This window comes from Streptomyces sp. NPDC047917 (assembly GCF_043204345.1).
GTDB lineage: Bacteria > Actinomycetota > Actinomycetes > Streptomycetales > Streptomycetaceae > Streptomyces > Streptomyces sanglieri.
The window spans coordinates 37271-49442 of the sequence record NZ_JBIDCA010000021.1 but is presented as its reverse complement, the minus strand read 5'-3'; the positions used below and the strand labels follow the sequence as shown (position 1 = coordinate 49442).

3 protein-coding genes are annotated in these 12172 nt (G+C 74.7%); all 3 read left to right on the top strand.

Translation table 11 applies throughout. The annotated features are described in order from the left end of the window. Window positions 1–143: 143 nt before the first annotated feature. The 3 genes from ACGF8B_RS38525 (at window position 144) to ACGF8B_RS38515 (ending at window position 12172) form a co-directional block, all read left to right on the top strand. Window positions 144–362, top strand: a complete 219-nt coding sequence (locus tag ACGF8B_RS38525; RefSeq protein ID WP_392747202.1) for an MbtH family protein — start codon at window positions 144–146, stop codon at window positions 360–362. A 72-nt stretch (window positions 363–434) separates the two neighbouring features. Next, a complete protein-coding gene (locus tag ACGF8B_RS38520) occupies window positions 435–5534 on the top strand; it encodes an amino acid adenylation domain-containing protein (protein ID WP_392747201.1) in 5100 nt (1699 codons plus the stop codon). Further along, window positions 5531–12172 carry an amino acid adenylation domain-containing protein gene (locus ACGF8B_RS38515; protein WP_392747199.1) on the top strand — a complete coding sequence of 2214 codons (6642 nt, stop codon included), beginning with the start codon at window positions 5531–5533 and terminating at the stop codon, window positions 12170–12172. The genes ACGF8B_RS38520 and ACGF8B_RS38515 overlap by 4 nt, the downstream gene beginning before the upstream one ends.

Below are 12172 nucleotides of genomic sequence, written 5' to 3'. Positions count from 1 at the left end.
TGGACGTGGCCGGAGCCGGCACCGGAACGCCGGACGGAGAACGCCCCCATGCCCCGGCCGATGAATACATGGCCGGCATAGGGCCCGGATAGGCCGCCCTTCAAACATGGCCATAACCGACCACACAAAGGGGCGTCGAACTGATGAGCGATCAACAACGGACCGAAGAGACCCTGTACCGCGTCGTGCTCAACGACGAGGAGCAGTACTCGATCTGGTGGGCCGACCGTGCCCTGCCGGCCGGCTGGCACGCCGAAGGCAGCGAGGGCACCCGCGAGGAGTGCCTCGCCCGCATCACCGAGATCTGGACCGACCTGCGCCCGCTGAGCCTGCGCCGCCGCATGGACGCCACCGCCGCCTGACCGAACTGGCCGCCGGATCCGAGGCCGGGCCCGACCCCCACCGCGCCGCCCGATCCCGATGGAGGAGAGACTGTGAACGACCGCACGCTGTCGGGTTCGTACACCGGTGCAACCACTGCCCGGCCCAGGACCGCACCCCTGCTGCCCGCGCTGTTCGCCGCCCAGCGCACCCGTACCCCCGACGCTCCCGCCGTGATCGGCGCAGACGGAAGCGTGGTCACGTACGCCGGACTCGGCGCGCGCGCCGCCCTGTTCGCCGCCCGGCTGCACGCCCTGGGCGTGCGCCCCGGCGACTTCGTGGGCGTGTGCCTGCACCGCGGACCCGACCTGGTCGCCGGGCTCCTCGGCGTATGGCTGGCGGGTGGCGCCTACGTACCGCTCGACCCCAACCACCCCGAGAGCCGCATCGCCCTCGTCCTCGACGACGCGCAGGCGCCGGTGGCCGTCGCCGAGCGGTCCACCGCCGGCAAGTTGCCCACGGGCACCCGGGTGCTGCTCGCCGAGGACGTCACCGACGAACAGCGCCAGGATCCCGACGGCGAACAGCCCGCAGCGGTAACGGAGTTCGTCCCCGAACCTGCCAGGCCCGCCTACGTACTGCACACCTCCGGCTCCACCGGCCGTCCCAAGGGCGTCGTCGTTCCGCACGAGGGCATCGCCAACCGGGTGCGCTGGCTCGCCCACCGCCACCGGCTCGGCCCCACCGACCGGGTGCTGCTCAAGACCACCGTCGGGTTCGACGCAGCCGGACTGGAGCTGTTCTCCCCGCTCGTCAGCGGCGCCGCCCTCGTACTCGCGCCGGAAGGCGCCGAGCGCGACCCGGCGACCCTGCTCGCCGCCGTCGCCGACCGCGGTGTCACCGTCCTCCAGGGCGTCCCCTCCGTCTACCGGCGCCTCGTGGACGAACCCGGCTGGGAGCGGGCCACCTCCCTGCGCCTGGTCTTCAGCGCCGGTGAACCCCTCCACGCCGACCTGTGCCGCCGCATCCTCGAACGCGTGCCCGGCGTACGGATCTGGAACACCTACGGACCCACCGAGGCGTCCGTCGACATCACCGAGCACCTGTGGGACCCGGACCGGGACACCGGCGCCGTCCCCGTCGGGCGGCCCATCGGCAACATGCGCGTGGTCGTCCTCGACCCGGCCGGACGGCCCGTTCCGGTCGGAGTCCCCGGCGAACTCCACGCGGGCGGCATCGGGCTCGCCCTCGGCTACCTGGGCCGCCCGGACCTGACCGCCGAACGCTTCGTGCCCGACCCGCACAACGAGGGACAGCGGCTCTACCGCACCGGAGACAAGGTGCGCTGGCGCGCCGACGGCGTCCTCGAATACCTCGGCCGCCTCGACCAGCAGGTCAAGGTCAACGGCGTACGGATCGAGCCCGGCGAGGTCGAGGCCGCGCTCGCCGCCCACCCCTGGGTGCGCACCGCGGTCGCCGCCGCCGTGCCCGACCCCGCCGGCGGCGGCCACCGCCTCGCCGCCTGGGTGCAGCCGCGTGGCGAGGCGCCCCGTCCCGACGAACTGCGCGCCTTCCTGCGCCGCACCCTGCCCGATGTCCTGGTGCCCGCCGTCTTCGTGACCGTCGACGAGTGGCCGCTCACCGCCAGCGGGAAGATCGACCGGGGCGCGCTGCCCGACCCGGCCGAGAGCCGCACCGAGACCGCCCACATACCGGTGCGCGACGCCACCGAGCGGGCCGTCGCCGAGATCTGGGCCCAGCTGATCGCCGTCCCCGCCGGGGAGATCGGCGCCACCCACGACTTCTTCCAGCTCGGCGGCTCCTCACTGATGCTGACCCGGCTCTCCGAGCTGCTGTCCGCGACGGCCGGCACCCGCGTACCGCTGCGCGCCCTGTTCACCGCGACCACCGTCGAGACCCAGGCCGCACTGATCGGCCACCCCGCCGACCCGACCGGCGACGACCACCTTGCGGAAACGGTCCTTCCCGTGCCCCGCAAGCCCGAGGGCCTGCCCCTCTCGCCCGGCCAGCAGGGCATGTGGCTGCTCGACCGGCTGCGCCCCGGCAGCAGCGAGTGGAACGCCCCCGCCTTCTTCACCCTGCCCGCCGAGTACAGCGACGCCACCGTCGCCGCCGCCCTCGGCGCACTCGCCGACCGGCACGAGATCCTGCGCACCCGGTACGTGCTGAACGGCACCGAGCCCGTCCAGATCGCCGATGCGCCCGGCACCCGCCCGCCCCGGCTGCGCACCGCCCTCGCCGCCACCGCCGCCGAGCTGAACGCAACCGTGCAGGAGGAGTTCGCCCGCCCCTTCGATCTGGAGAACGGCCCCGTCTGGCGGGCCCTGACCGTACGCGGAGGGACCGAGCGGCTGCACGTGATCCTCTCGCTGCACCACATCGCCTGCGACGGCTGGTCCTCCGTCGTCCTGGAGCGCGACCTCAAGGCCCTGGCCGAGGCCGCGCACACCGGCACCGACGCCCGGCTGCCCGAGCTCCCGGTGCAGTACGCCGACCACGCCGCCCACCGGCGCGCCCGGCTCACCGACACCTTCGTCTCACGCGAACTCGACCACTGGAAGCGGGCATTGGACGGCATCGCCCCGCTCGACCTGCCCACCGACCGGCCCCGGCCCCCGGTGCGCGACGCGCACGGCGCCGTCCACCTCTTCACGATCCCGGCCGCGCTCACCGAGCGCGTCGCCGCCCTCGGCCGCAGCTGCGGGGCGACCCTCCAGCAGACCCTGCTCACCGCGTTCTCCACGCTCGTCGCCCGCCTCACCGGCCGCTGGGACGTCCCGGTCGGCATCCCGGTGGCCGGCCGCGAGCGGCCCGAGACCGCCGATGTCGTCGGGTTCTTCCTCAACACCCTCGTGCTGCGCTGCGACGCCGCGGCCGACGACACCTTCCGCGACGCCGTCGTCCGGGTCCGCGACACCGCCCGCACGGCCTTCGCCCACCAGGAGCTGCCCTTCGACCGGCTCGTCGCCGAACTCGACGAGAGCCGCGACGCCGCCCGCACCCCGCTCTACCAGGTGATGTTCGACCTGCACGAGGAAGGCCGCACCGGCACCGCGACCTCGGCCGGCGACCTCGACGCCTTCCGGGGCGCCTGGCAGGCCGCCCGCACCGACCTCACGCTCGTCGTGCAGCGCCGGGACGACGGCTCCCTGCTCGGCATGGCCGAGTACGCCACCGCCCTGTTCGACCCGGCCACCGTCGAACGGTTCGCCGACTGCTGGACCCGCCTGCTGGAGGCGGTCACCGACGACCCGTGGGTACGGCTGGGTACCGCCGACCTCCTGCCCGCCCCGCTGCGCACCGAACTCGTCGCCCACGGCCCCGGACCCGCCGGAGCGGGGGACACCATCACCGGAGCGTCCGACGGCGGCGTGCACACCGCGATCGCGGAGGTGGCCCGGCGCTCTCCCGACGACCCGGCCGTCGTCTGCGGCGACGAGACCTGGACGTACCGGCGGCTGACCCGGCGCGCCGAATTCCTCGGCCACCGGCTGCGCGCTCTCGGCGCCGGCCCGGAGACCACCGTCGCTGTGCTGCTCGGCCGCACCCCCGACCTGCTCGCCACGATCCTCGGCAGCTGGCACGCCGGGGCCGCCCATGTGCCGCTCGACCCGGGCGCTCCCGACGACCGGATCGCCCATGTGCTCGCCGACTCGGGGGCGGGCGTCCTCGTCACCGACACGGTGGGCGCCGCCCGCCTGGCCGGGATCCACCGGGGCGCCGTCCTCACCCTGGACACGGAAACGGACGCCGCGCCGCCGGCGGACGCCGAGCCGCTGCCCGCCGGGGACGGCACCCGCCTCGCCTACCTGATGTACACCTCCGGCTCCACCGGCCGCCCCAAGGGCGTCGCCGTCGAACACCGCACCCTGCTGCCCACCCTGCGCGCCTTCCAGGCCCACCTGGACTTCGGGCAGGGCCCCGACGACGCCTACCTCGCCCTGGCCCAGCCCACGTTCGACATCTCCTGGACCGAACTCGTCATGCCGCTCGTCGCGGGCGGCCGGGTCGTCCTCGCCCAGGACCACGAACTGCGCGACCACCGCGCCCAGTTGGCGCTGCTCGACCGGCACGGCGTCAGCCATCTCCAGGCCGCCCCCGCGCACTGGCAGATGCTGATCGACGCCGGATTCGGCCGCCGCCCACTGGTCGGCAAGACCGGTGGCGAGGACTGCCCGCCGGCCCTCGCCCGCGACCTCTCGCGCAGGCTGCGGCGGTTCATCAACGAGTACGGGCTCACCGAGACGACCATCGCCTCCACCCGGTGGGACGCGCACGACACCGCGCGGTCCACCCCGATCGGCCGCCCCTACCCGCACTGCACGGTCCGGGTCCTGGACGAGAACCTCACCCCCGTGCCGTACGGGGTGACCGGCGAGCTGTGCATCGGCGGGACCGCCCTCGCCCGCGGCTACCACGGCAGGCCCGGCCTGACCGCCGCCGCTTTCGTGCCCGACCCGTACGGCGAGCCCGGCGCCCGCCTCTACCGCAGCGGCGACATGGCCCGCATGCTGCCCGACGGCACACTGGAGTTCGCCGGCCGCGCCGACGGCCAGGTCAAGATCCGTGGCAGGCGGGTGGAGACCGGCGAGGTCCAGGGCGTCCTGGCCGAGCACCCCGGAGTCTCCCGGGCCGTGGTCACCGTCCACGGCACCGGATCCGACGCCGCGCTCATCGGCTACTGGGTGGCCGCCGACGACACCCCCGTGCCCGGCGACAGCGCGCTCCTGGACCACTGCGCCCGCAGGCTGCCCGACTACATGGTCCCCGCGCTGCTCGTGCCGATCACCGCCGTTCCGCTCACCCGGCACGGCAAGGTCGACACCGCGGCGCTGCCCACGCCCGACCTCGCCGCCGCGCTCGCCGACGAGCCGTACACCGCGCCCGAGGGTCCCGTCGAGGAGATCATCGCCGGGATCTGGGCCGAGGTGCTGCACGGCCCGGACGCCGTCGCGGGCCACCGGATCGGCTCCCGCCAGGGGTTCTTCCGCAGTGGCGGAAACTCCGTGCGCGCCGCCCAGGTCGTCGCCCGCATCCAGGAGGAGTTCGATGTCGAACTGCCCCTGCGCGCCGTCTTCGAACGCCCCACCGTCGCCCGGCTCGCCGAAGCCGTGGAAGAGGCCGTGACGGCCGAGATAGAGACGCTCACCGAAGCCGAACTCGCCCTCGCCCACAGGGAGTACCAGCCGTGACCGCACCCACCGCGCCGACGCAGCCCACGCAGGAGGAGCTGCGCGCCGAGCTCCTGCGCCGCCGCCTCGCCGGGCGCGGCGCCGGCACTCCCGCCCGCGCCGCCGCGATCCCGCGCGCCGACCGCACCAGACCTCTCGAACTCTCGGCCGGGCAGCGCCAGTTGTGGTTCCTGCACCAGCTCGACCCGGAGAGCCCCGAATACCTGCTGCCGATGGCGTACCGGCTGCGCGGCCCGCTCTCGCCGGGCACCCTCCAGCAGGCGTGCGACGCGCTCGCCGCCCGCCACGAGATCCTGCGCACCCGCTACGTCCTGGACGCGGCAGACCCCCGGCAGGTCGTCGACCCGGCCGGTCCCGTCGACCTCGCCGTCACCGACCGGCCCGGCCTGGACGCGGCCGCCCGGGACGCGGCCGCCGTCGCCTTCACCGAGGCCCGCGCCGCCGAGACCTTCGACCTGGCAGCCGACCACCCGCTGCGGGTCAGGCTGCTGCGCTTCGCCCCCGACGACCACGTCCTGCTCGTCGTCATGCACCACATCGCCTGCGACGCGCTGACCCGCCCGCTGCTGCTGGCCGACCTCGCCGCCTTCTACCGGGGCGAGGAACTGCCCGAACTGCCCGTCCAGTACGCCGACTACGCGGCCTGGGCGGCCCGCAGGCAGAACGGCCCCGAGGCCGACCGCGGCCTCGACCGGTGGCGCCGGGAACTCGCCGGCGTCGAACCGCTCGCCCTGCCCACCGACCGGCCCCGCCCCGCCGTGCGCACCTGGGGCGGCGCCACACACGGCTTCGACGTCCCCGCCACCACCGCCGCCGCGCTGCGCAAGGTCGCCCGCGACGGTGACGCCACCCTCTTCATGGTGCTGCTCACCGCCTACCAGACCCTGCTCGGCCGCTACACCGGCAAGCGGGACGTCTCGGTCGGCACCGCCGTCTCCGGACGTACCCGCCCCGAACTGCGGCAGATGGCCGGATACGCGTACAACACCCTGGTGCTGAGGTCCCGCTGGGGTGCCGACCCGGCCTTCCGGGACGTCCTCGCCGCCAACCGCACCACCGTGCTGGACGCCTTCGACCACCAGGAGACGCCGTTCGACCGGATCGCCGACGAGCTGGAGCCCGAACGCGACCTGTCCACCACGCCGCTCTTCCAGGTCATGTTCGACCTCGCGTCCGGCGAGGGGGCCGACGGCCCCGACCTGCCCGGCATCAGCGCCGAGCCGGTTCCCGCCGCGAGTTCCATCGCCCGCTTCGACCTGACGCTGCACCTCACCGAACGCGCCGACGGCACTCTGCACGGCAGCCTCGAATACGCCACGGCCCTCTTCGACGCGGCCACCGCCGCCCGGATCGCCGGGCACTACACCCGGCTCCTCGCCGAGATCGCCGCCACCCCCGACGCCCCGCTCTCCACCCTCGACCCGATCGGCCCCGAGGAGCGCGCCCTGCTCCTGGACGGACCGGCCACCCCCGTCGGCACCGATCACCCCCTCGACGCCACCGCCCTGCGCCCGGTCCTGGAAACCATCCTGGAACAGGCCGCGGCCACCCCCGACGCCACCGCCCTGCGCCACGGCGACACCACGTACACCTACCGCCGGCTCGCCGAGGAATCGGAGCAGTACGCCCGTCGGCTCGCCGGGCTCGGCATCGGCCCCGAGGACACCGTCGCCGTCCTCCTGGACCGCTCGCCGCAACTGGTCGCCGCCCTGCTCGGCATCTGGCGCGCGGGAGCCGCGTACGTACCCGTCGACCCCGGCTACCCGGACGAGCGCGTCGGCCACATGCTGGCCACCACCGGCACCCGGACCGTCCTCACCGAGACCCGCTACGCCGACCGCTTCGAGGGCCCCGCCGCCCCGGTCGCCGGTAAGGACGGCTCCACCGTTCCGGTCGCCGACAACGGCGGCCTCACCGTCCTGGTCACCGACGACCCGGCCGAGCAGGCCGCCCGCGCGGCCGCCACCGCCGCGCTGCCCACCGGGTACGACCTCGACGCACTCGCCTACGTCATCTACACCTCCGGCTCCACCGGCCGTCCCAAGGGCGTCCTCGTCACCCACCACGGGCTGGCCAACTACCTCGGCTGGACCGTCCGGGCATACGCGGAAGCCGGCCCCGGCGGTGCCCCGCTGTTCTCGTCGATCGCCTTCGACCTCGGCGTACCCGACCTGTACGCGCCGCTGATGACCGGCCGCGACGTCCACCTGCTCCCGCAGGACTTCGACACCGCCGACCTCGGCGCCCTGCTCGCCGCGGGCGCCCCGTACGCCTTCATCAAGCTCACCCCCGGCCATCTCGACCTGCTTCAGCAGCAGTTGACGGATGATCAAATCAGGAAGCTGGCCGGTCTCGTCATCGCCGCCGGTGACTCCTTCACCGCCCGGCTCGCCGAGCGCTGGACCACCTCGGCGGGCCCCGACGGCACCCGCCTCGCCGCCGAGTACGGCCCCACCGAGATCACCGTCGGCAACTCCGCGTACTTCCTCGACGGACCCGTCACCACCGAACTCGTCCCCATCGGCCGCGCCGTCCCGCACACCACCATGTACGTCCTCGACGAGCACCTGCGACCGCTGCCCGTCGGCGTGCCCGGCGAGGTGTGGATCGGCGGCATCGGCGTCGCCCGCGGCTACGCGGGCCGCCCCGACCTGACCGCCGAACGCTTCGTGCCCGACCCCTACGGCCCGGCCGGTACCCGGCTCTACCGCACCGGCGACATCGCCCGCGTGCTGCCCGACGGCAACCTCGACTTCGTCGCCCGCGCCGACCACCAGGTCAAACTCCGCGGCTACCGCATCGAGCCCGGCGAGATCGAGGCCGCGCTCACCGCCGACCCGGCCGTCGCCGAAGCCGTCGCCCTCGTCCGCGAGGACAGCCCCGGCGCCAGGGAACTCGTCGCCTACGTCGTCCCCGCCGAAGGCGTCGCCCCCGACGACCTCACCCCGGCCGCGCTGCGCGCCCGAGTCGGCGAGACCCTTCCGCCGTACATGGTGCCCGCCGCCTACCTCACTCTCGAAGCCCTGCCGCTGACCGCCAACGGCAAGCTCGACCGGCGCGCGCTGCCCGCCCCGGGCCGCGCCGCCACCGCCGTCGGCGACTACGTCGAGGCCCGCGACGCCACCGAAGGCGCCATCGCCGGAATCTGGGCCACCGTCCTGGGCCGGGACACCGTCGGCGTCCACGACAACTTCTTCGAACTCGGCGGCGACTCCATCCGCGCCGTCACCCTCGTCGGCGCGCTGCGCGAGGCCGGCTGGGAGACCAGCGTCCGCGACATCTTCGCGCACCGCACCGTGGCCCGGCTGCGGGCCGCCCTCGGCGACGCGGACGTCGCCGGACCGGGCGGTACCGTCGCCCGGTTCGCCCTCATCGGGGAGGAGGACCGGGCCGCGCTGCCCGCCGACGTCACCGACGCCTACCCCGTCTCGCTCACCCAGGCCGGGATGCTCGTCGAGATGTACGGCGAGAGCTCCGAGAACCGCTACCACAACATCACCTCCTTCCGGATCCGCGACGAACTCCCCTTCGACCCCGGGGCGTTCCAACGGGCCGCCGACCTGATCGTCGAACGCCACGAGGTCATGCGGACCTCCTTCGCCCTCGACGGCTACTCCCGGCCGCTCCAGCTCGTCCACGCCGCCTCGCGGATGCCCTGCGTCTTCGACGACCTGCGCCACCTGCCGGCCGCCCGCCGCGAACTGGCCCTCTGGGAATTCGCCGACCGCGACCGCGAGGAGCTCTTCGACCTCACCCGCGCACCTCTCATGCGGATGGCCGTCCACCTCCTGGACGACGAGAGCTGGTGGCTGTCCATCACCGAGTGCCACCCCGTCATCGAGGGCTGGAGCTACCACTCCCAGCTGATGGAGATGCTCCGCGCCTACCGCGCGCTGCGCTCCGGCGCGGAGCCCGAGCCCGCCCCGCCGGTGCCCGCCGTCCGCTACGCCGACTTCGTCGCGGGCGAACTTCGCTCACTGGACGACCCGGCCGACCGCGACCACTGGCGCCACATCGTCGACACGTACGAGCGGTTCAGCGTCCCGGCCGGCTGGCAGGGCGACGACGAGGGCGACGAGCGCTACCGCATCGACGTCCCGCTCGGCGACGTCGAACCCGGCCTGCGCGCGCTGGCCACCGCCGCCGAGGTCCCCTACAAGAGCGTCCTGCACGCCGCGCACAGCAAGGTCCTCTCGCTGCTCACCCGCGCCGAGCGGTTCCGCGGCGGCATGGTCGCCGACGCGCGCCCCGAGGAGGCGGGCGCCGAACGCGTGTCCGGCATGTACCTCAACTCGGTGCCCTTCCCGTACGAGCGCACCGCCGTGACCTGGGGCGAACTCGCCCAGCAGGTCTTCGCCCGCGAGGTCGAGCTGTGGCCGCACCGCCGCTACCCGATGCCCGCCATGCGCAGACCCGGCGGCGAGTCCCACCTCATCGACGTCCTCTTCCACTACCTGGACTTCCACCAGGTCGACACCGAACTCATCGACATCATGGCCAGCCGTGACGACAGCCCCAACGAGTTCCGGCTCGTCGTCGGCACCCCCGTGCGCGGCCACCTGTCCATCGCCTCCCGCACCCGCACCCTCTCCCGGGGCCGGGCCAAGCGCCTCGCCGCGCTGTACACCGCCGTCTTCGCCGACATGGCGCGCACCGGTGCCGACGGCGACGCCGGCGGTTCCTACCCCGACACCTACGAGCGGGCCGCCCTGGCCGCACCCGCCCTGCCGCACTCCGACACCCCCGCCGACGTGCTCGGCGCGTTCGAGGCACAGGCCGCCCGGACCCCGACCGCCCCCGCCCTCTCCTTCGCGTCCGCCACCCACTCCTCCGCCACCCACTCCTCCGCCACTCTCTCCTCCGCCACTCTCTCCTACGCCGCGCTCGACGCCCGCGCCGAGGCCGTCGCCCACCGGCTGCGCGCCCTCGGCGCCGGTCCCGAGACCCGGGTCGCGGTGCTCCTGGACCGGGGCCCCGACCTGGTCGCCGCGCTCCTGGGCGTCTGGAAGGCGGGCGCCGCGCAGGTGCCCGTGGACCCCTGCACCCCCGATGCCCGGATCGCCGGCGCCGAGTTCGCTCTCGCGGTCACCGAACGCCGCCACGCCGCCCGCCTGGGCGACATCCCGCTCCTGGTCACCGAGGACCTCAGCGACACCCCCGTACCCGCCCGGCCCGCCACCGCCCACGACCCGGACCGGCTCGCGTACGTCCTGCACACCTCCGGCTCCACCGGCACCCCCAAGGGCGTCGAGGTCAGCCACCGCTCCCTCGCCCACTACCTGCACTGGGCGGTCGAGCAGTACGCGGCGGCGGGCACCGGCGGCGCGCCGTGGTTCACCTCCGTCGGCTTCGACCTCGGAATCCCCGCGCTGTACGCACCCCTGATGACCGGGCAGACCGTGCGGCTGCTCCCGCAGTCGTACGGGCCGGGGGAGTTCGGCGCCGAACTCCTCAAGGGCGCGCCCTACTCCTTCGTCGGACTCACCCCCGGCCATCTGACGCTCCTGGAAGACCAGTTGACCGACGCCGAACTCGGCTCCCTGGCCGCGCTCGCCGTCTGCGCGGGCGACGCCTACCCGGCCGCGCAGGCCGACCGGGTCGCCGCCCGCATCGGGACCGGGGGCATGGTCCTCGCCGCCGAGTACGGACCCACCGAGGCAACCGTCGCCGCCACCGCGCTGCGCGTCCTGCCCCGGCACCGGAACACGCGGCGCCCCGTCGCTCCACCGGCCGGCGTCCGGGCCGGACTCCAGCACGCCGACACCCTGCACGCCCCCGAACGGCCCCGCGCCCCGCGCACCCTGGTCGCCCTCGGCTCCCCGCTCCCGGGCGTCACCCTGCGGCTCCTGGACAGCGCGCTGCGGCCGGTCCCGGACGGCATCACCGGCGAGGTGTACCTCGGTGGCGACGGGCTCGCCCGCGGCTACGCCGGACGCCCCGGCCTCACCGCCGTCGCGTTCCTGCCCGACCCCTACGGACTGCCGGGCACCCGCCTCTACCGCACCGGAGACCTCGCCCGGCGGCTCCCCGGCGGCGCCCTGGAGTTCCTCGGCCGCGCCGACGACCAGGTCAAGATCCGGGGACACCGCGTCGAACCCGGCGAGGCCGAGGCCGCGCTCGCCGCCGACCCCTCCGTGCGCGAAGCCCTCGTCACGGCGGTCGACGCCGCCGACGGCGGCAAGCGCCTCGCGGCCTGGGTGGTGCCCGCCGAGGGACACACCGTCTCCGTGCCCGCCCTGCGGGAGAGGCTGCGCGGGGTGCTGCCCGCCGCCGTCATCCCGGCGACCGTCACGGCACTGCCCGCGCTCCCGCTCGGCGAGAACGGCAAACGCGACCGGTTCGCCCTGGTGGCCCGCGCCGCCACCGCCGCCGACGCCCCCTACGAGGAACCGCGCACCGACACCGAGCGACGGCTCGCCGCCGTCTGGGCCGAAGTGCTCGGCCTCGAACAGGTCGGTGTGCACGACGACTTCAGGGACCTCGGCGGCGACTCCCTGCTCGTACCGCCCCTGCTGCTCGCCGCCCGAAGGGCCGGGCTCCCCCTCGACCTCGCGACCGCACTGAGCCACCACACGGTGGAACACCTCGCCGCCGCACTCGACGTCCGCACGGCCCACGACCCGGCCCAGGAAGGCTGA

Coding starts and splice junctions, on each gene's coding strand:
- ACGF8B_RS38525 (WP_392747202.1), top strand. CDS start 144: ATGAGCGATCAACAACGGACCGAAGAGACCCTGTACCGCGTCGTGCTC.